Below are 19,431 nucleotides of genomic sequence, written 5' to 3'. Positions count from 1 at the left end.
TATCCCATTCGGTAGATAAAGGCTTTACGGTCCGAAAGGAACAGGAGATGGATACAACGAATCCCTCTCCACCCCGAACCACAAAGGCTCCGTCATAAGCCACAGATTTTGATCTGATGCTGTACAAGAGCATAAATGAACCTCCGCACTCAAAAGATTCGCTTCTTCTCAAAAGCACAGCAGCCGCTCCTAAAGCTCCTTGGCCTTCATCTTCAGCTCATTGAGCAAACCCATCGCCTGCAGCGGGGTCATGTTCATCAGGTCAGCGCCTTGAACGGTGGAGATCAGCTCTTTAACAAGCGGATTCTCTTTTGCCGCCGGAGCTGCAAGCGCGCCTTTGCGGTTTTTGCGCGGCTCTTCCTCGCCAAAGATAGAGAGCTGTACAACCTCATTGTCCTCCTCTGCCGGAGAAGAAGCAATCGAGGCCGCGGCTTCGGCAACAGCCGATGCGGCGGACGCAGTCGCCTCAAAGACAGAACCCGGCGGCATACTTGAGGAAGACACACTGCTTACAATAGCCGCATGAGCCGCAGCCATATTGTAACCGCCTGATACCGGGCTGCCTGTAGACTGTTCACCCGTCCCCAACTGAGGCTGAAGCGGCAATACCGGGTTTTCTTTGATTAACGATTCCGCCTGACTATCATAACCGGTGCCATAGTTAAGTGCTGCAGCCTTCGGAGCCGCCGCCTGCTCAATACTCTGGAGCAATCCATAGGCACGGTCTATGATGCCTTCCGGCAGACCTGCCAGCCGGGCACAATAAATCCCGTAGCTGCTGTCTGCCGCTCCCGGCACCAGCTTGCGCAGGAAGTTGACTTTATCGCCGCTTTCTTGCACAGCCATCGAGTAATTGCGCAGTCCCGTCAGACTCTGCTCCAGATGGGCCAGCTCATGGAAATGCGTCGAGACCAGGGCTTTGCAGGCAATGGTATCGTGCACGTATTCAATCACCGCCTGGGCGATGGCCATCCCTTCGCTAGTTGAGGTCCCCCGGCCCAGTTCGTCGATAATGATCAGACTGCGCGCTGTTGCTTTTTCGGTCATGACCTGGATGTCGGCCATTTCCACCATGAACGTGCTCTGTCCGCCGATAAGATCATCCGCCGCTCCAATCCGCGTAAAGATCCGGTCAATCAGCGGAACCTCCGCACTTCCCGCAGGGACGAAGCAGCCGATCTGGGCCAGAATACAAATCAGGGCAACCTGACGCATATAAGTGCTCTTACCCGCCATATTCGGGCCGGTAATCAGCAGAATATTCCCTTCATCCTTGCTGAGTGTGCTGCCGTTCGCAATGAACGCCGCATCCTTCAGCACCGCCTCCACCACCGGATGACGTCCTCCCTCCAGCCGCAAATCATAGCCTTCGGAAAGCTTAGGCTTCACGAAACGGTGCTCCGCGCTGACAGCCGCCAGGCACTGATACACATCAATTTCCGCCACCTTCTCGGCCAGTGCCTGGAGGCGGGGAATCTGCGCACTGATCCGGTCGCGAAGCTGGATAAACAGGCTGTATTCCAGGTCGGTCATTTTATCCTGGGCTTCAAGAATCAGCGCTTCCTTCTCCTTCAGCTCCGGTGTAACAAAACGCTCAGCGTTCGCCAGCGTCTGCTTGCGTTCATATCTTCCTTCCGGCAGAGCTGACAGGTTGGAGCGGGTAATTTCAATATAATAGCCGAATATTTTGTTGTAGCCGATCTTCAGCGACTTGATGCCTGTCGCCTGCCGTTCCTTCGCTTCCAGCTCCGCAATCCAGCGTTTGCCGCTGCTGCTGGCTTCGCGCAGCTCATCCAGACGCTCGTGATAGCCTGCACGGATAATGCCTCCATCACGCACGGACACAGGCGCATCCTCAACGATTGCATGGTCGATATCCTCGCGCAGCTCCGCGCAATCATCCATGCTGGCTCCTATCTCCCGCAGCGTAGCTGAGCCAGAGGCCAGACACATTTCCTTCAGCGCCGGAATCTGGGCAAGCGACAGCTTCAGCGCATTCATGTCGCGTCCATTGGCACTGCCATAGGCAATCCGCCCGACCAGCCGCTCCAGATCGTAAATCTCCTTCAGCGCCCCGCGAAGATCCTCGCGGACAATGAACTGGTTGTACAGATAATCGACAGCCTCCAGCCGCCGCTCAATCGGCGCCCGCTGAAGCAGCGGTTTGTCGATTCGGCGCCGCAGGAGCCGCCCGCCCATCGAGGTTTCGGTGCGGTCAAGAAGCCAGAGCAGCGAGCCTTTTTTGGAACGCTCACGCACAGTCTCGGTCAGCTCCAGATTGCGGCGGGTAAACGGATCGAGAATCATATAGTTGCCAGGCTCATATGGGGAAATCTGACTGAGCTGTCCCAGGGAACGGCGCTGGGTCTCGTTCAAGTAAGAAATCAGCAGCGCGAGGCAGTGCCCGCGTTCCTTCTCCAGCCGCACCCAGGCCGCTTCGCCGAATTGGCGGCGGGCCAGCTCCTCTTCGCTTTTTTCCCAAGGCGTATAGACTACAGGCTTCGCCAGAAGCGATGCCTCTGCCCTCAGCATGTCCAAAAGCGCCGCATCCCCGATAATTTCGGCCGGCTCATAAATGCCAATCTCGTCACGCAGCCACTCTGCGCCCGAGAGAACAGAGGTTACATACAGCTCACCCGTGGTCAAATCACACGCAGCCAGCGCCATCATCCCGTCCTCTTCAGTCACACAAACGAGGTAGTTGTTGTTTTTGTCGCTGATGATCTTGCCGTCCATGACCGTACCCGGTGTGACCACGCGGACAATGTCGCGGCGAACCATTCCCTTGGTGACCGCCGGATCATCGAGCTGTTCGCAGATCGCGACTTTATAGCCTTTTTCGATCAGGCGCTGTATGTACCCCTCGGCAGCATGGTAGGGCACTCCGCACATAGGAATGCGCTCTTCGCCACCGCCCTCGCGGCCTGTTAAAGTAATCTCAAGCTCCTTGGAGGCCAGAATTGCATCCTCAAAGAACATTTCGTAAAAATCGCCCAAACGGAAGAAAAGGAAAGCGTCCTTTGCCCCTTCCTTTACTTTTAAATATTGCTGTATCATCGGCGTATAATTTGCCATCTTTTACCTCCATGCCTGCTTCATACTGTCCTCTATTATAACAGAAAGTTGCAAGTCAAAGTTACCCCGTAAGTCCTCAGAATGTTTTGAAGAGCCTCCTTCAGGACAAAGCGTTCGAAATCATTGCTGCCTGGGGTGCAGGTAAATGCAGGGAACCTGTCAATGGAGGGGCTGCTGGCTGAAAGAAAGACGTGCTTTTCATTCCATATGCTGTAAAATAAAGAGTAGACATTATTAGATACATAGGGAGGTAGCAACATTGATTCGCAAACTGAGCGAGGCAGACAGAGAGCCGCTGATGGCGCTGCTGCGCAAGGACCCGGCTATCAATTTATTCATTATCGGGGATATCGAAAATTTTGGGTTTGAGCAGGATTTTATGGAGCTGTGGGGTGAGCTGGATGATAGGAACGGGCAGCTAAAAGCAGTTCTCCTGCGCTTCTATGGAAGCTATTTGCCGTATGCGGATGGTCCCTATAACGCGGCGGGATTTGCCGAAGTGATTCGCGAAGGCGGAAAAAGCGAGATGATCTCCGGCTCTGCCCAGGTGGCGCAGGCTTTAACTGAACACTTGAGCTTCAGGACGGAAAAACAATTACTGTTCGCCGAGCTCACAGAGATGAATGAGGAAATCCGCACAGCGGCAGCTTCTCCGGGAGATATTAAGAAGGCAACTGTTCACGATGTGGAAGCTATATGCTCGCTTACAGATCAAATCGGGGAATTTCTAAGCAGCCGGAAGGAATCACGGAAAAGCCTGCTGAAGACGCTGGACAGCGGCACCGGACGAACCTATTTCATGGAAATGGACGGCAAAGTGATCGTTACGGCTTCCACCACTGCGGAAAATTCGATGTCGGCGATGGTCGTCGCTGTAGCCACACATCCGGATTACAGAGGTAAAGGCTTGGCCAAACACGTCGTAGCCCGGCTATGCGGCGATTTGCTTGCGGAAGGCAGATCGCTTTGTCTTTTCTACGATAACCCCAACGCAGGCTTGATTTACAAAAAGCTCGGCTTCAAGGATGTCGGTTTCTGGTCGATGTATTATTTGTAATCTGGATTTGAGGAGTTACATAGTGGTTACATTGTGAAAAGTTAAGCCGCCGGATACGATTGGCTGACGGCAACAAATCGTATCCGGCGGCTCTTGGTTCAGTCCCGCTGCCACGGCTCCAACCTTCTTAATGGGATACCTCTAACAACGGTAAATCTGCTGTTGTTTTTGTACAAATCCGAAGTGATATCTCTAGCAACGGTATTTTTGCTGTTGTTTCTGTACAAATCTGATTTAATACCTCTAACAACGGCATTTCTGCTGTTGTTTCTGCACAAATCTGATGTAATACTTCTAACAACGGTATTTCTGCTGTTGTTTCTAGTTACCCCAACTGCTGTTTTAGTTTCTTAAGCGTTCGTCTTAAATAGGCCGCCCTTAAGGCCAGTATTGGCGCTTGGGGCAGAGCAATTCCATCTTGTGCCAAGTTAAGCCCGTGTAAAAAAATACATACCGCACGGGCAGGCCAATCATGGTTGATTATCGCTGCACCACAGTTCCCGGATGTCGCGGGATTCATCCCAGGTCTGTCCCGCGGCGATGCCGCGAAGCAGCGGCTCTATGTAGCGCTCTGCCTGCGCATAGCCAGGCAGAGCTCGGAGCTGCGCCGCCAGCGGGAGGAACGCGGCGCGCAGCGGGGGCTTATCGCCGCTATAGTAGGCGGCGTGCAGGTCTTCCCGGTCAAGCGGGCGCAGGGTCAGGTCTTCATAGCGGCTCACAATCAGGTGAGCCAGGAAGACCGCCCCTTTCGCAATGACCGGGGACACCAGGAAGCTCGGCAGGGTCCGGTATTCAAAGCCGCCATGCGGCTGAATACGGAAATCGCCGAGCACCCCGTATCTCGGACGCCGGGCCGAGGCCCTCGCGTCCTCCAGCAGCAGCAGCGGCAGCGCGAGATAATTGTCGAGCGCGCGCAACAGCGGCGCCGTCAGCGTCACGCCGCTGAAGTGCAGGTGGCCGCCGAGGGCCCAGCCCCGCAGCGGCATGCCTCCCGCCCGCCAGCGTAGCGAGCGGTCGGCAATAAGCCGGTCCGCCGTGCGCGCGGCGGACATTAGCTGCGCCAGCAGCGCGCGCGGTTCCCCGCGCGGCGCAGGGCGCAGCTCGGCGACCGGGAACGCGCCGCGCGTTCCCGGAGGTCCGGCGTCGCAGCCGGCGACGCCGTCCAGGGGCAGGTACCGCGACGCCGGCACGACGCGGCCCGTGGACTCCCGGAGCAGGAGGAACTCCGGGTCCATGCCCATGAGCAGCCCGGTGCGGCCGGGCTGCTCCAATGCAAGGTCGCGGCCTAGCGCCAGCGCAGCCGCCTGATAAGGCGCGGGCAGCGGTTGTCCAGCCGCTGCCCGCAGCGGAGTGAGCGCCAGCACAATGTAGCGCCGCTCCCCCATCGCCTTGAGCAGTACATCACCGCTGTCCAGGCCCAGGCTGTACAGCGCACGAACAGCTATTCCTTGCATAATCTTTGCCACGCCTCGCCGCTCACGGACATCCCCGGCTCTCATCGTCCCCGGCTCCACTTCTCCCCCTCCACTTACCCTGGAACCGTTCTCTACCGCAGCTCCTTCGCAAGCTTTTATCTTTACTGTCCCTCGCCGCTCACCGGCATCCCCGGCTCTCTCCGTCCCCCTTACACTCTCCCTTACGCCGTTCTGTACCTCAGCCCTTGCTCGCTCCCCGCCTTCGCTTAGGGCGCTGCGGGCTGTCAAAGCTGCGGCTTCCATGGCCGCACCGGTTCCCAGCGGCAGAATCTCAAGCACAGCAAGCCCGAAAACACGAATGCGATAGCATTGTCTATAGTTATCCGCAGCCCGATGACTTCCATATGTAGCGGTCTCATTTACACCTTTACCAGCCGGAGTCAATGAAGCTTCCAGTCCGCTGCGACGCAATCTATGCTCGCGCTGCTTTATTGATAGCTGTCTGTATGTCTCATATCCCTCATTCATTAACCCGCCTCCTCCCGGCTGGAGCACTGCAAGCTGGCTGCCCGCGCGCTCTTAAGCTTTTTAATTCATTTTAGACAAACACAGCATCTGCTCTGCTTATTCCCATTCTGCGTTGCCCCGTGCCAGATCAGCATCCCCGCGCCTATTTTTTCCAAAAAAATAAAAAAGGAGGGCATTCGCCCTCTCACCGCCGCCCCCGCTACATATAATGGACTATAACCCACACGATATTCAGCCGGCGGCGGTGCATCCCTTCCTTACAGCTCATCATCCAGGGCGTCGGGGTCGAGATCATCGTAATCGAAGCTTTCACCGTCAAAATCATAATCCTTGTCTTCCGGATCATCGCTTTGATCAGTGACATACACACGGACTTTGGTCTCAGCCACCAATTCCGCCTCGAATTCCCGTTCTACGCGGAGTGTCACACTGCCGCCGCCCGGCGATACGCCGGCTTCCACACAATTGGGCTCCTGCGTTGCCTCCGCAGAGACCTCAACCGTGGAGGCACGGTGTCTCGGGTCCAGATACGACAGCGGAATAAGCTCCACATAGGAGACCGTTTCCTTGGCTACCTCGGTCTGCTTGTTTTTGTCGTACGAGTACCAGATGTTTACATCATAAGTACCAATTACTTCGATTCCGTTCCCGGCGGCAACCGCTTCATACTGGTGGTTGATAATCCAAGCCCCCAGAATACTCGTCGGATGGTGTGGCGGAGTCACGGTATGAGTTGCTGTAGAGAACTTACGACCTTTGCCGCAAATTGCCTTCGTAATGATCTCCCTTGTCTGACGTTTATGGCTTAATGACATCTTTGAACCTCCTCCATACAATCATTCACTATCAAGTGTATGCACGTTCTGGGCATTTGTTGATTGTTAGAGTAGAAATAAATTTGGGTAAGCCCTCCAAGAGCCTGAGCATCAGATTCAGTGGTACAATATGATATGCGCCAAAAAGCCCCCGCAGAATCTGCAGGGGCCTGAAGTGTTAAGTTATTGCGGCAGCACCCGCACAATTCCCAGCTTTCTATGCTTGCTGAGATCAATGAAATCCTCGCCGATATTCACCAGCGGATGAAGCGGATCGTGAGCCAGGATCATAATGATTTTCCCGACCCTGCCGTCCGTCAGCACCACATCGTTGCCTATCATTGACTGCATTAGCTTATTGATAAAGACCCTGCAAATATATGGATCAAGCTTGCCGTAGACATTTTCCTCCATCTGAGTAAGCACCTCATAGAGAGGTGCGGCCGAACGGTAATACCGGTCCGAGGTCATCGCATGAAAAATATCCGCGACGGCAACAATTTTACTGAAATCGGTAATCCGGTGTCCCAGCACGCCGAACGGATATCCGCTGCCGTCCAGTCTTTCGTGATGCTGCAGTGCAACGAGCGCTTGCATATGGGTTGTACCTACCGTATCCCTGATCATCTCATAGCCCAGGGTGGTATGCTTCTTCATTACCTCAAACTCTTCTGTGTCCAGCGGCCCCGGCTTGGTCAGGATTTCTGCCGGTATCATTATCTTCCCGATGTCGTGCAGCGTTGCGGCAGTGGTCAGCATGCTGAGCTCTTCCGGCTTCATCTTGAGCCACTTGCCGAGAAGCGTTGACAATATTCCCACCGCGACATTATGTCTGTATGTATAATCATCTTTTGTCTGCAGCGCAGCCAGGATTCCATAGAAATCGTTCTTCTCGCTTACCTGCTGGATGAAGGGGATTACTTCATTTCTTAGCTCAAGCATCGGCAGCCGTTTGCTCTTGGTATAACGGAATTCTTCGAAAATATGCTCCATTGCCTCTGTACATTCATCTACGGCAAGCTGATAGAAGGCAGCACTGTCAAGCTGGATCACGTCATGAGGCTCCAGAATAATCCGGTGCTGGGTAATTAACCGGACATGCTCCGAGTTCAGTAAAGTCATTGCCGGCAGCACAAATACACCGCTGCGGTTGAAGAGGTTGTCTGCGAGCTGTTTGCCTATATATTGTTCATTGCCGTTGTTCACTGATTTCACCTGCCAGTGCAGAATTCACAGCTTGTGAATTAGCTGCTGTAATTGGAATATGGCCCGTCCATTTATAATGATAATACAGAGTACACCTGTGTACCTGAACATAAAATGAACGCAGCGTTAATAAACCGTTCACTTTTTGTACATACATATCATATCGTGATTTCTCACTTAAATGTTAATACCTGCTCCTTATTTACAACCACGCTTATGAATTCCCTTTTGTCGTTAAGGACCGCGTCGCCAGCTTACTATCGACCGGCATTTTATACCTTTTGGCGATATTCAGATACAGTGAGAGCTCGCGGCATAGCTGCAGAATTGCGGAACGGACCTCGAATTCCTCCCGGGTTTCCGGCAGCTCCATTCTCTGAAATTCCTGCTCAAGCCCGTCCAGCAGCCTCTCCGTCCGGCCCGTATATTCTTCGGCAAGCACATCGTTGCTAAGCTGGTCGAACAGGTCTGCAACCATATCACCATGCGGCAATTGGCGGTAGACCTGCGAAAGAAGCTGCATCATATTCTGAATCGACTCCAGTTGCTCCTTGCGCATATAGAAGTAGACATTCCAGGCTTCATCCGGGTGAATGACATGATTCTCCATTTCCCTTGAAGCCGCCGTTAGACCACGCTGCACCGCCTGATTTGCGCCAATCAGCTCCTTGCCGTCCCATAAATACCCCGGATCACGCAGAGTCAACGCCATTTGCGTAAAAATCACGGAAAAATAGCCGTCCACCTCTTTGCGTATTGCCGCAATAACCCCGCCTGTCTGCGGCATATAGATCAGATTGACTAGTCCTGCCGACCCGAGTCCGATAAGCAGCAGCTCAATCTGCTGCAGCAGAACATGCACCGACAGCTCAGCTTGTCCAAACACACGGAACACAATAACCGAGCTGGTGACAATACCCTCCTTATAGCCGGATTTTACGATCATGGGGAATCCGATCAGCACATACAGACCCAGCACCCAGTAATGGAAGCCAAGAGCAAAGAACAGAATACAGCCGAAAAAGAGTCCCACAAGCGAAGCGAGAAAACGCGCCGTAATCGTACGGAGACTCCTTTTGCGGGTGGTTTCCACACCCAGAATCGCCAGCAGCCCGGCACTTTGCGCGTTGGGAATGCCCACAGCGGCTGCCAGCAGGATGGACAGCAGCGTAGCGGCCGCTGTTTTGATAACCCGAAATCCCATGTAAATACCTCTCCTTGCAAGCTTTGTACATCGTTTCAGACATAATGACTGTATTGTTCAAATGAAGCTATAGTCATGGTACAGGATTTTGCGGGAGTGCACAATATGACATCATTCTCATCTTCTCGACAAAAGCAGCTTCTCCACATACACCACCAGTTGATACATGCCGGTAGCCACTGCAGCGATAATTAACAGGCTGGACATGACGAGCGTGAAATTGAACACCTGAAAGCCATATATAATTAAATATCCCAGTCCCGTTTTTGCGGCTAAAAATTCACCTACAATTACGCCCACCCAGGACATTCCAACATTTACTTTCAGTGTGGAGACAATGGCCGGAAAAGAAGCCGGCAGAATCACCTTGCTGAATTCCTGTACCCGCGAGGCTCCAAAGGACCTGACTACTTTCACAAGATTCGGGTCTACGCTGCAGAAGCTGTTATAGACTACAAGCGTTGTAATGATAACCGTAATGGACAAGGTTGTCACAACAATCGCCGTAAAACCCGCGCCAAACATCACGATAAAAATCGGACCCAGCGCCACCTTCGGCATACTATTAAATACAACCATGTAGGGGTCAAGCACCGCGGATAAAAAAGGCGACCACCAAATGATGACAGCCAGCAGCGTGCCAAGCAATGTACCAAGCACAAATCCGACCACCGTCTCGCCAACCGTCATCCCCAGATGCGGCCACAGACTTCCGCTGACCATGTCTCCCCAAATCTGGCGGAAGACCTTCGTCGGATAGCTGAACAGCAGTTCGTCCAGCCAGCCCAGCCTGGCCCCTGCTTCCCACAAAACAAAAAACAGCACCAGCAGACTGCCCCGTACAGCATTAACGCTGCTTCGCCAGCGCCGCTTCTTTTTCCGGTATTCTCCGTGCTTCTCTTCCAGCCATAACGCACGGGAGGCTGCCAACTCAATTTGCTCGACGGATTTCATAAGCCTTCCCTCCCTGCCAGCTCCATTTCCTTCCATACTTCATGAAAAAGCTCCGCGAACCCCGGCAGGTCACGTGCATACAATGGGGGCGTACGGCGAATCGCTTCGGGAACCGTAAAAACCTTGCGGATCTTCCCCGGATTCGGCTGCAGCAGGATCACCCGGCTGCTGACCGCAATCGCCTCGGACAAATCATGGGTGACAAGAATCGCCGTAGTCCCGCGGCTGCGTAAAGTCTCCGATACCAGATCCTCAAGCTGCAGCTTGATCTGATAATCCAGTGCGGAGAAGGGCTCATCCAGCAGCAGCAGCCCCGGATTTGTGGCAAGTGTCCGCACCAGGGCCACCCGTTGGCGCATACCGCCCGACAACTGGGACGGGAGGGCTTGCTCCTTGCCCGCAAGTCCCATCTCCTCCAGCAGCTTCACAGTTCTCTGCCTTGAGGCTTCGTTCAAACTGCCGGTCAGCTCAAGTCCCAGCAGGGCATTATCCAAGATCGTCCGCCAAGGAAAAAGATAATCCTGCTGCAGCATGTACCCCACCTCTGGAGAGGGGCCATGCGTCGCGTGTCCGTTCACAAGCACTTCACCTCGCGACGGCCGCAGCAGTCCGGCAATGATTGACAGGAGCGTGGTTTTGCCGCAGCCGCTGGGTCCGACCAAGCTGACGAACTCGCCCTTTTCAACGTTTAGACTGAAGTTCTCAATGGCAAGCGACGCCTCGCGGTCCCCCAGATAGGCATGCGTCACTTCCTTTAACTGCACAATGGGAAGCATATCGCCCCTCCTAAAAGTTTTGTTAGCATAGGCTTCCGTGAACTGCTTCGGCAAAACTCACTTCGTAAGCATTCACTTAAGTTTTATGGAGCATAACATCAATGAGATTCTTCGCAATAAAACTCGCTTCGAAAGCATCCGCCTAGTTTTGTTAGCATAGGGTTCTATGAATTACTTCGTAACAAAGCTCGCTTCAGAAGCATGCCGCTCACTTTACGCTGGCTTCGGCTTTTTCGGCAAAGCTGTTGTTGACAATCTTCCCTTCGGGAATACGTTCCTTCAGTTCACCTGCGTTCTCGATAACATCCAGAAGATTGTTCCACTCTTTATCGTCCACAACCGGATTGACCGCATACGTATCCTGTTCCTTATATCGTTTTACCGAAGAGATTACGATCTCCCGGTCCGTCTTCTCAAAATAAGGAAGAATCGCATCAGCAATCTCCTCCGGGCTGTGCTCCTTTACCCAGAGCTGCGCCCGCTGGATCGCATTGGTGAATTTCTGCACGGTATTCCCGTTTTTACTAATGTAGCTATTCTTCGACATAAAGACCGTATAAGGCAGATAGCCGCTCTCTACACCGAAGGAAGCAACCACCCGGCCGCGTCCCTCACGTTCAAAGATAGAGGCCGTCGGTTCAAAGAGCTGCACATAGTCGCCTGTTCCAGAAGCAAAGGCTCCGGCAATATTGGCAAAGTCGATATTTTGAATCAGGGTAAGATCCTTTTGCGTATCAATGCCTTTTTGCAGTAAGGTGAACGCACCTGCCATTTGCGGCATTCCGCCTTTTCTTTGGCCGAGGAAGGTACTCCCCTTCAATTTGTCCCAATCAAAACTGGCATCCGCTTTGCGTGCGAACAGGAATGTGCCGTCCCGCTGCGTGAGCTGGGCAAAATTAATGACTGGATCATCCGTCCCCTGCTGGTAGACATAAATGGAAGTTTCCGAGCCGACAAGCGCCACGTCAATCGCTCCCGAGAGCAGTGCCGTCATCGTTTTATCGCCGCCCGGAATCGTCTGCAGCTCCACTTCCAGCCCCTCATCCTTGAAGAAATTCTGCGTAAGTGCCACATATTCGGGCGCATAAAAGACGGAACGGGTAACTTCACCGACTTTCACCTTCACCGCAGCCGAATCTCCGCCGCAGCCGGCGAGCACCGAAAAACACAAGGTGAGGAGCATGAGCGGCAACAACATTTTTTTTCTGGACTTCATCCTTCATTCTCCTTTCTTCCGGGTCTTTCGCCCTTGCTTAAAGCATATGCGAATGCCTAAAGAATGGTTAATTGACATGCACGCCAAAATGGCCGCGTCAATGCTGCTGACCCTGCCCGGACATCCTTTTATTCTATTAAGGCGAAGAGATTGGAATGCTTGGCACGAAGCCGGAGGAAGGCATCCGTGAACCCATGCGCTGGAGTGCGGACATAACCGCTGCGGGTCAGACCGCCTGGGAGCCCGGCAGCAATAATGCAGGACAGCCAGGCATCAATGCGGAGATTAACTGCACAGCAGCGAAATACTGCTACCGCTATGGCTTACGGACAGCTCACAGCCGCACTCTATTCCACGGTTCTGAACTAGGCTACCGCTACGTAAGCAATACCCAATTATAAAAGATGGAGCACAACTGCGCTCTAGTGAGCGGGACGGCAATGATCCAATCCTCAGATGCCTCGGGGCTGACACGCACCAGCCAGCCGCCGGAGGCATCTTCCATAAAAGAAGCCTGCTGCAGCTTCCACACTCCCTCATGGCGTGAGCATAACCTCAGCTCTCCATCGGCAGTATGGCTCTTCAGCACTTTGGCCAGCTTTGCGGAGTATTCCTGATCCCCCGTTTCGGCAGTGAGGCATTGAGACAAAAAAAACAAAGTATAAGAGCTGGCTTTATCCCTTAGTTCCTCATATTTTCGTTTCGGCATTAGTAAAGCGGGAGCGTCTGTAAGAGCTTCGTCCGTAAGATCAAAGCAATTCAGCAAGTAATAACAGGCACGCCGAACCTCATCGGGCTCCTTCAGCTTATAACTGAAGGTGTCCGCTTCTTTTATACTGGTAATCTGCAGTTTATCCTTGTACACTTGTAGGCAAATATCCTGAGCGTAATCACCCTCACTAAATTTCACCCGGCATATCCGTTCTGGGGCAGCCCTTTTCAGCACATCTCTTATTTTCTTATCCCCCGATAGTTCAGGAAATAAAAAATGCGCTAAATATCCCTCATCTTTATTGTTCACATCAAAGTTTCCTTCCCGGAAAGAGGCTTCAAGCTATAAAACTTGTAATCTTTATGTTATCATAAGCTAATTTTAAGGTAAAATTAAGAAAGAAGAGGTAAGATCAATAGCATGAAAGACTTGTAGCGAGGTGATTGTTAAATGAGAATGCTCATTACATTTCAGAACAAGACAGTACCTGTGTACATCACTACAGAAAATAAACAGCCTACCCAAAAAGTACTTCGATTGCTTAACAGCACGCTGGAGCTCAAAATTCAAAAAGGCAAAAGCGCCCTGCAAAAATGTCTGAATTCTCTGATTAGTATCGAAATAAAAGGCTCTGAAGCTATATTGCACAGTTACAGTGAAAATGATTCATTGGCGCTATCCCTCTACTAGAGGGATAGTTTTTTTGTGGGCAGCACCCATACATCAAAAAAATTAAGCAAAGGATATTTACAAACAAAAAAGCTAATGCTATATTATTTATAGTTAATAAATATTATACACCTAAGGAGAATTTATAATGTCTAATGTTCTTTTTATCAAAGCAAATAACCGTCCAGCAGAACAAGCAGTAAGTGTTCAGTTGTACAATGAATTTTTGGCAAGCTACAAGGCATCCCATCCTCAAGATCAAGTTACAGAATTGGACCTGTTCGCTGAACAGCTTCCTTACTATGACAACACACTGATTACCGGCATGTACAAAGCGGCTCAAGGCTACGAAGCTACTCCTGAGGAAGCTGCCGGCGCTGCAACTGTTAAAAAATATTTGGATCAGTTCCTGGCTGCCGACAAAGTAGTGTTTGCATTCCCGCTGTGGAACTTGACTGTTCCGGCTGTACTGCACACTTACATTGACTACTTGAGCCAAGCAGGAACTACTTTTAAATACACTGCTGAGGGCCCAGTGGGTCTGGTAACTGACAAAAAAGCAGTTATCCTGAATGCCAGAGGCGGCGTTTATTCCGAAGGTCCAGCGGCAAGTATAGAAATGGCCGTTAACTATGTTGCCGGTATGCTGAACTTCTGGGGCTTCAAGAATGTTGAACAGGTAATCATCGAAGGCCACAATGCCAATCCGCAGCAATCTGCTGAGATCATTGCAAATGGCCTGCAACTGGCAAAAACTACAGCAGCATCGTTCTAAAACACAACCCGTGTTAAAAGTCCGGTAATTTATTTAGACATCCGCACTTTTATATAGACATCTGCTACCAAGCATTATCCGGACTTTTATTTATATATAGGCAGCGGCCTCTCCCGGAAGCCGTTGCCAGACAGCAAAGAGGGTCTCCTACAGCCATTTACAGGCTGTAAGGAAACCCTCTTTGTGCTTTTCATGCTAGTTCGCTGTTAATATTCTTCCAAATCCCTGCGCCAGCTTGTATCCCTGGTTCGGGAGCCTCCTGATTTTGTTGCAGATGAGGCGGCTTTACGCTTCTGCTTCTCCTCTTTGCTGCTCTGGTACAGCAGTTCCTTCTGGGTTTTGCGGTAATTCAGCAGCCGCTTCTCATCCAGCACCCCGGCAGCTACCGCCTCCAGAACAGCGCAGCCTTCTTCACGCACATGGCTGCAGTCGCTGAACCGGCATTCGGCTGCAAGACGGCTGATATCGCCGAAGGCCAGGTCGAGACCGCCTTCGTCTTCCCATAGCTGCAGCTCACGCATCCCTGGAGTATCCACAATTATGCCGCCGTCCGGCAGAACGAACAGCTCCCGGTGCGTGGTGGTATGCCGTCCCCGGCTATCCCCTTCCCTGACATCCTGGGTAAGCTGAAGGTTCTGCCCGCTGAGCCAGTTGACCATCGTCGATTTGCCGCAGCCTGAGGAGCCGGTCAGCGCCACCGTCTGTCCGTAGCCGATGTAAGGCAGCAGCTCTTCCCTCCCGTCGCCAAGCAGTGCGCTGACTGCGTGTATGGCAACCCCCGGAGCGACCCGTTCCATCTCGGAGATTTTGTCCTCAGCATCGGAGCATAAATCCGCTTTGGTCAGCAGAATTACCGGGTTCGCCCCGCTGTTCCACGCCATGATCAGATATCTCTCCATCCGCCGGACATTAAAATCATCGTTCAGCGCACTCACAAGAAACAGGGTATCCACATTGGAGGCAACGATCTGTTCATCCCATTTATCCCCGGCCACTTTCCGCGAAATCACGCTCTGCCGGGGCAGCACACCGTGAATGACAGCGTGCTCACCTCCATCCTGCATCGCCAGCACAACCCAGTCCCCTATTGCCGGATATTCACCGGAATCGGACATGGTATGCCGGAGCTTGCCTGCCAGCTCTCCCCAAGTCTCTCCCGTCTGTGCCATCACGCGGTATTTGCTGCCAAAATCGCCGACAATTCTGCCAGGGACAAGCTCCTTGCCTTTCTCATTCTGGAGCTGTTCATTCCATTTGTTTTGCCATTTCTGATTCCAGCCATATTGTTCAATCGTCATTTAGATCCTCCTGAAAAGTTGTCTTCTCAAATTCTGCCGTTCCATTCTTCCGCTACACGTATTTCCGGGAACACAAAAAACCGCCGGAACAATTCGTTCCGGCGGCATAAAACAATACGGAATAGCACAATCTCTCCAGCCGAAGAGATCAGGTTACCCGTGCGCGATACAGGCACAGCAAAAGCTGACGCTGAAATACAAGTGTGCTGTTCACGCAAAAAAGCCGCCGGAACCGATACGGTTCCCGGCGGCTCTAAAAGGCATCATAGAGCTTACCTGCTAAGCTGCATTCATTCTTACTCTACAGCCGCTGTTCCCGGAAGACACGTATCATGATCAGTAATTACAGATAACGAAATAACCGTATAAACTGCCATTAACATCGTCTCCTTCCGAACTAATATGCTGTAATGATAAACGGAGCTGCGGCAGAATGTCAACCAGAAATTAGAAACCGGTTATACAATCCCCTTCAGCTCGTCCAGCTCATGAATCGTTTTCCACGGGTGTGCGTCCAGACTGTCATCCCATGAGTGCTTGCGTTCCAGCCAGATGGTTTCCATCCCTGCTTTGGCCGCTCCCCAAATATCGTTTACGGGATGATCGCCGATAAACAGCGTCTCCTCCGCAGTTGTACCGAGGCGTTTAAGCGCAAGGCGGTAGATTGCCGGATCAGGCTTGCTGATGCCGACTTCCCCGGAAATAACAATGGTATTGAAGTAGGCGCGCAGCTTCAGGCGGTCAATTTTGCCGTATTGAATCTCCGTCTTGCCGTTGGTTACAAGCCCGAGCAGATAGCCGCGTTCCCGGCAATAGCCCAGTATGTCCTCGGCATGCTTCATGAGTGCTCCGTGCCCGTTGTAGGTGTCATCATAATATGCCCGGATTTCCGCCGGAGAGACCGCTGTCTTCCATGGCAGCACCTCGCTCAGCTCAGCGAAAAAGCCATCCTTGTCGCGGTATCCGTCCGCATCCCTGACAATGATATCCTCAACCAGATGCTGAGTCTCATCCGGCCCCAAATGCCCGAAGAAATCCGCGGCAAATTTCATGCAGAAGCTGCGAAAGGTATGGTCGCGGTCCATTAGCGTGTTATCCAGATCAAACAGCAAAGCTTGTACGTTTTTCATTCCAAATTCCCCTCATACACTGGTATTCGTTCCGACATTCATCAGGAATTCATTGTACTATGAGGGGTTGCATAAAGAAAAGGGTTATCCCAGGCAACAAGTAGAAACGGCTACACTGTCCCTAAAAGGACGGTACCCGTTTCAGCGGGAAATATAAGGATAACGTCTAGTCTGAAACAATTACGTTCTTACTCGAAATGCTCTGCCCGATGCGTCAGCATCATTTCCTCCTCTGTGATATACAGGGGAAAAGGCGGCATTTCCTTCAAGTACCGCTCGCTGGCCAGCAGACGGTAATGCACCTCCGGCAGCCAGGCATCCTCAACCAGCGGGAGCTTGCCCGTATCTTGAATATAATTGTCTACGGCCGATTGAACGATATCCAGATAATAAGGGACCAGCTTATCAGCTTCCTCGAATATTTCAAACGTTTCACGGGACATGTAGAACTTCTCTGTTGGTACACCGCCTAAATAACGTTTCAGCCGGCTTAGATCTATGCTTTTATCCTCCAAGATCAGAGCTGTGCGGTTGATGGGAGCGGGCATATCTTCTTCAAATTGCCTAACAGCCTGCTTGATCTGCGGCAAGGTAACGGTGGGAGTAGTTGACGACGTATTTTTTTTGGCGCGCTTGAATATCATACTGAAAGTCTCCTTTCGAAGTATATGTCAGATAACGCTTACAATTCCATTTTATTCGTTATTCAGACATTTAATCAGCTTGCCTTCCATTTGTCACAGAAAATTCCCATTTTTAAGACTATTATTTGACATTTTCCCAGTGAGTCCATATCTCCGGCGGATTCAGTTCATATTTATCATTCTGCCGGTACATAAATTGGTGCATAATGAATTCACGGCGGATGGTGGCAAAATCCTCATGAAACTGCTTAATAAATTCGTTGATTTCTTTTTCCGTGTACACAACACCCGGTTCGAGCTTCTCCACCATAAATTGCAGCGCAATCAGCTTCTTCTTATATTGTGCAGGGATTTGCCGCAGCCGCCCGTCTTTAGCAAAAAAGTTCCGCAGCACCGACTCCTTCAGACCCTGTTCAGGCGATTCTTGGTCCATATTCTCTGCCCCCTTGGCAAAAATAAATTTAAGCGATGCCTCCGAGGAAGCCTCGATAAACTCAGGATTAAGCGTGAAATAGACCGTATTCTTGTCTCTTCGCTCTTTAATCAGCGCGGCTTCGCGCAATTTGGCGGCATGATGCGTTACAGTCGGCTGGGACAAATTCAGTTTCTCGGCCAAGACCTGTCCGTGCATCTCTCCTTTGGATAACAGCAGCAGCATACGCATGCGCGTCGGATCGGACAAAGCTTTATGGTAATTGACAATTTTCTCGAGCTGCACCGGGGTCACTCTCCTATACATGATCAAACGGAATATACGGCTTCACAATGTTTAGATATATATCTAATTATATACCATTCAATGAACATGAGCAATAGGCTTCACCCCGATTCACCGGATGAATGGCGCAAATTTAAAATTTAGGGTACGCTTTAGAGAAAATGCAGATTATTTCAGGAGGTTGCAAGCTGTATGAAAGACGTCATCATCATCGGGGCGGGTCCCTGTGGGCTGTCGGCAGCCATAGAATGCCGGCGCCAGGGGTTATCCAGCCTCATCATTGAGAAAAATTTCATTGTTCACTCGATCTATCTGTATCCGAACAATATGCAGTTTTTCAGTACAACCGCACTGCTCGAAATCGGAAATGTCCCGTTTACTTCACCCAATGACAAACCGTACCGCCATGAAGCGCTTGTCTATTACCGCCGTGCCGCCGAGCAGCATAACCTTGAGATCGCGGCTTACGAGGAAGCATTGTCTATTCAGCCCCAGGAGGATGGAAGCTTTGCCGTACATACCCGCAACAAACGCGGCGAAGCCCAGATCCGCACAGCCGCCAACGTAATCATCTCTACAGGCTACTTCGACCAGCCCAATCTGATCGGAATTCCCGGGGAGGAGCTGCCAAAGGTAACGCATTACTTCGGGGAAGCCCACCCCTACACCGGTATGAAGGTTACTGTAATCGGCGGGAGCAATTCCGCAGTGGATGCCGCTCTTGAGCTGATTCGGGTCGGGGCCAGCGTGGATATGGTGTACCGCGGGGCCAGCATTTCGGAGAACATCAAGCCCTGGGTCCGCCCGATCTTTGAGAGTATGGTCCAGAAGGGGAAAATTACACTGCATGTAGAATCGCGGGTAACGGAAATCACGCTGGGCTCCGTAATGATCACTCACCAAAGCGGCGGAGTCACTGAGCTTGATAATGATTTTGTGCTGGCTTTAACGGGCTTCCGTCCCAGCAGAACCCTTCTCTCCTCGGCCGGAGTGCAGATGAACGATGATCTGGATAAGCCCTCCTACAATCCGGAGACGATGGAGAGCAATGTTCCCGGGCTTTATGTAGCCGGCGTTATCGCCTCCGGACGCAATGCCAATGAGGTATTCATCGAAACCGGCCGGGGACACGGCAAGCTGATCGCAGACCACATTATTTCCAAACGACTGAACGACTAGCTTCCAGCCTCATAATCTCTGTGCCCGGTCCATATTATTAGCATAGTGTTAAGGAGTGTA

Annotated in this window: 18 protein-coding genes; 5 read left to right on the top strand and 13 right to left on the bottom strand. The window is 51.8% G+C overall.

The window, feature by feature from the left end; all coding sequences use genetic code 11:
* Window positions 1-189: 189 nt before the first annotated feature.
* Complete coding sequence (gene mutS, locus B212_RS0110510; protein ID WP_019910669.1) at window positions 190-3,075, bottom strand: DNA mismatch repair protein MutS; 2,886 nt, start codon at window positions 3,073-3,075, stop codon at window positions 190-192.
* 259 nt (window positions 3,076-3,334) lie between these two features.
* Between mutS and B212_RS0110505 the strand changes: the two genes are divergently transcribed.
* Entirely contained in the window at window positions 3,335-4,132 is a 798-nt protein-coding gene (locus B212_RS0110505; protein ID WP_019910668.1) for a GNAT family N-acetyltransferase, read from the top strand.
* A gap of 470 nt (window positions 4,133-4,602) precedes the next feature.
* On the opposite strand, the gene B212_RS35680 is transcribed toward B212_RS0110505, so the two are convergent.
* From B212_RS35680 to B212_RS0110470, 7 genes are all read right to left on the bottom strand, one after another.
* Window positions 4,603-6,075, bottom strand: a complete 1,473-nt coding sequence (locus tag B212_RS35680; protein WP_019910666.1) for a putative amidoligase domain-containing protein — start codon at window positions 6,073-6,075, stop codon at window positions 4,603-4,605.
* A gap of 257 nt (window positions 6,076-6,332) precedes the next feature.
* Window positions 6,333-6,890, bottom strand: coding sequence for an outer spore coat protein CotE (locus B212_RS0110495; protein ID WP_019910664.1), 558 nt, complete (start codon window positions 6,888-6,890; stop codon window positions 6,333-6,335).
* A gap of 183 nt (window positions 6,891-7,073) precedes the next feature.
* On the bottom strand, window positions 7,074-8,096 hold the full coding sequence (locus B212_RS0110490; RefSeq protein WP_019910663.1) for an HD-GYP domain-containing protein: 1,023 nt from the start codon (window positions 8,094-8,096) through the stop codon (window positions 7,074-7,076).
* Window positions 8,097-8,310: 214 nt separating this feature from the next.
* Window positions 8,311-9,300, bottom strand: a complete 990-nt coding sequence (locus B212_RS31220; RefSeq protein ID WP_019910661.1) for an aromatic acid exporter family protein — start codon at window positions 9,298-9,300, stop codon at window positions 8,311-8,313.
* Window positions 9,301-9,417: 117 nt separating this feature from the next.
* Window positions 9,418-10,254: an ABC transporter permease gene (locus B212_RS0110480; RefSeq protein WP_019910659.1), complete on the bottom strand. Its 837-nt coding sequence runs from the start codon at window positions 10,252-10,254 to the stop codon at window positions 9,418-9,420.
* Complete coding sequence (locus B212_RS0110475) at window positions 10,251-11,030, bottom strand: ABC transporter ATP-binding protein (protein ID WP_019910658.1); 780 nt, start codon at window positions 11,028-11,030, stop codon at window positions 10,251-10,253. Before B212_RS0110475 ends, B212_RS0110480 begins: the two co-directional genes overlap by 4 nt.
* A gap of 208 nt (window positions 11,031-11,238) precedes the next feature.
* The gene (locus B212_RS0110470; RefSeq protein ID WP_019910657.1) at window positions 11,239-12,246 is read right to left on the bottom strand and encodes an ABC transporter substrate-binding protein; all 1,008 of its coding nucleotides are present in this window, start codon (window positions 12,244-12,246) and stop codon (window positions 11,239-11,241) included.
* Window positions 12,247-12,401: 155 nt separating this feature from the next.
* Here B212_RS0110470 and B212_RS35920 point away from each other — a divergent pair, with 155 nt between their 5' ends.
* Entirely contained in the window at window positions 12,402-12,647 is a 246-nt protein-coding gene (locus tag B212_RS35920; RefSeq protein WP_019910656.1) for a hypothetical protein, read from the top strand.
* Here B212_RS35920 and B212_RS0110460 read toward each other — a convergent pair.
* On the bottom strand, window positions 12,623-13,111 hold the full coding sequence (locus tag B212_RS0110460; RefSeq protein WP_156830108.1) for a hypothetical protein: 489 nt from the start codon (window positions 13,109-13,111) through the stop codon (window positions 12,623-12,625). The two genes, B212_RS35920 and B212_RS0110460, sit on opposite strands and share 25 nt — an antisense overlap.
* Window positions 13,112-13,408: 297 nt before the next feature.
* Here B212_RS0110460 and B212_RS0110455 point away from each other — a divergent pair, with 297 nt between their 5' ends.
* Both B212_RS0110455 and B212_RS0110450 read left to right on the top strand, forming a co-directional pair.
* The gene (locus tag B212_RS0110455; protein WP_019910652.1) at window positions 13,409-13,648 is read left to right on the top strand and encodes a hypothetical protein; all 240 of its coding nucleotides are present in this window, start codon (window positions 13,409-13,411) and stop codon (window positions 13,646-13,648) included.
* A gap of 127 nt (window positions 13,649-13,775) precedes the next feature.
* Window positions 13,776-14,402: an FMN-dependent NADH-azoreductase gene (locus B212_RS0110450; RefSeq protein ID WP_019910651.1), complete on the top strand. Its 627-nt coding sequence runs from the start codon at window positions 13,776-13,778 to the stop codon at window positions 14,400-14,402.
* Between the two features lie 206 nt (window positions 14,403-14,608).
* Here the strand turns inward: B212_RS0110450 and rsgA are convergent, their stop codons facing one another.
* The 4 genes from rsgA to B212_RS0110430 all read right to left on the bottom strand — a co-directional run bounded on the left by rsgA (window position 14,609) and on the right by B212_RS0110430 (window position 18,192).
* Window positions 14,609-15,700: a ribosome small subunit-dependent GTPase A gene (gene rsgA, locus B212_RS0110445; protein ID WP_019910650.1), complete on the bottom strand. Its 1,092-nt coding sequence runs from the start codon at window positions 15,698-15,700 to the stop codon at window positions 14,609-14,611.
* Between the two features lie 458 nt (window positions 15,701-16,158).
* The gene (locus B212_RS0110440; protein WP_019910649.1) at window positions 16,159-16,830 is read right to left on the bottom strand and encodes an HAD family hydrolase; all 672 of its coding nucleotides are present in this window, start codon (window positions 16,828-16,830) and stop codon (window positions 16,159-16,161) included.
* 188 nt (window positions 16,831-17,018) lie between these two features.
* Window positions 17,019-17,474 carry a DUF3939 domain-containing protein gene (locus tag B212_RS0110435; protein WP_019910648.1) on the bottom strand — a complete coding sequence of 152 codons (456 nt, stop codon included), beginning with the start codon at window positions 17,472-17,474 and terminating at the stop codon, window positions 17,019-17,021.
* A 121-nt stretch (window positions 17,475-17,595) separates the two neighbouring features.
* Window positions 17,596-18,192 (bottom strand): DUF2087 domain-containing protein, encoded by a 597-nt coding sequence (locus B212_RS0110430; protein WP_019910646.1) that lies wholly within the window; start codon window positions 18,190-18,192, stop codon window positions 17,596-17,598.
* A gap of 192 nt (window positions 18,193-18,384) precedes the next feature.
* Between B212_RS0110430 and B212_RS0110425 the strand changes: the two genes are divergently transcribed.
* A complete protein-coding gene (locus tag B212_RS0110425; RefSeq protein ID WP_019910645.1) occupies window positions 18,385-19,371 on the top strand; it encodes a YpdA family putative bacillithiol disulfide reductase in 987 nt (328 codons plus the stop codon).
* Window positions 19,372-19,431 lie beyond the last annotated feature (60 nt).

Origin of the sequence: Paenibacillus sp. HW567 (assembly GCF_000374185.1) — a bacterium.
Taxonomy (GTDB): Bacteria; Bacillota; Bacilli; order Paenibacillales; family Paenibacillaceae; genus Paenibacillus_AQ.
Note: the sequence above shows the minus strand (reverse complement) of the source record. Positions and strands in the feature narration are given on the sequence as shown.

Coding starts and splice junctions, on each gene's coding strand:
- B212_RS0110455 (WP_019910652.1), top strand. CDS start 13,409: ATGAGAATGCTCATTACATTTCAGAACAAGACAGTACCTGTGTACATC.
- B212_RS31220 (WP_019910661.1), bottom strand. CDS start 9,300: ATGGGATTTCGGGTTATCAAAACAGCGGCCGCTACGCTGCTGTCCATC.
- rsgA (WP_019910650.1), bottom strand. CDS start 15,700: ATGACGATTGAACAATATGGCTGGAATCAGAAATGGCAAAACAAATGG.
- B212_RS0110440 (WP_019910649.1), bottom strand. CDS start 16,830: ATGAAAAACGTACAAGCTTTGCTGTTTGATCTGGATAACACGCTAATG.
- B212_RS35920 (WP_019910656.1), top strand. CDS start 12,402: ATGCTTGGCACGAAGCCGGAGGAAGGCATCCGTGAACCCATGCGCTGG.
- mutS (WP_019910669.1), bottom strand. CDS start 3,075: ATGGCAAATTATACGCCGATGATACAGCAATATTTAAAAGTAAAGGAA.
- B212_RS35680 (WP_019910666.1), bottom strand. CDS start 6,075: ATGAATGAGGGATATGAGACATACAGACAGCTATCAATAAAGCAGCGC.
- B212_RS0110470 (WP_019910657.1), bottom strand. CDS start 12,246: ATGAAGTCCAGAAAAAAAATGTTGTTGCCGCTCATGCTCCTCACCTTG.
- B212_RS0110495 (WP_019910664.1), bottom strand. CDS start 6,890: ATGTCATTAAGCCATAAACGTCAGACAAGGGAGATCATTACGAAGGCA.
- B212_RS0110450 (WP_019910651.1), top strand. CDS start 13,776: ATGTCTAATGTTCTTTTTATCAAAGCAAATAACCGTCCAGCAGAACAA.
- B212_RS0110480 (WP_019910659.1), bottom strand. CDS start 10,254: ATGAAATCCGTCGAGCAAATTGAGTTGGCAGCCTCCCGTGCGTTATGG.
- B212_RS0110435 (WP_019910648.1), bottom strand. CDS start 17,474: ATGATATTCAAGCGCGCCAAAAAAAATACGTCGTCAACTACTCCCACC.
- B212_RS0110425 (WP_019910645.1), top strand. CDS start 18,385: ATGAAAGACGTCATCATCATCGGGGCGGGTCCCTGTGGGCTGTCGGCA.
- B212_RS0110475 (WP_019910658.1), bottom strand. CDS start 11,030: ATGCTTCCCATTGTGCAGTTAAAGGAAGTGACGCATGCCTATCTGGGG.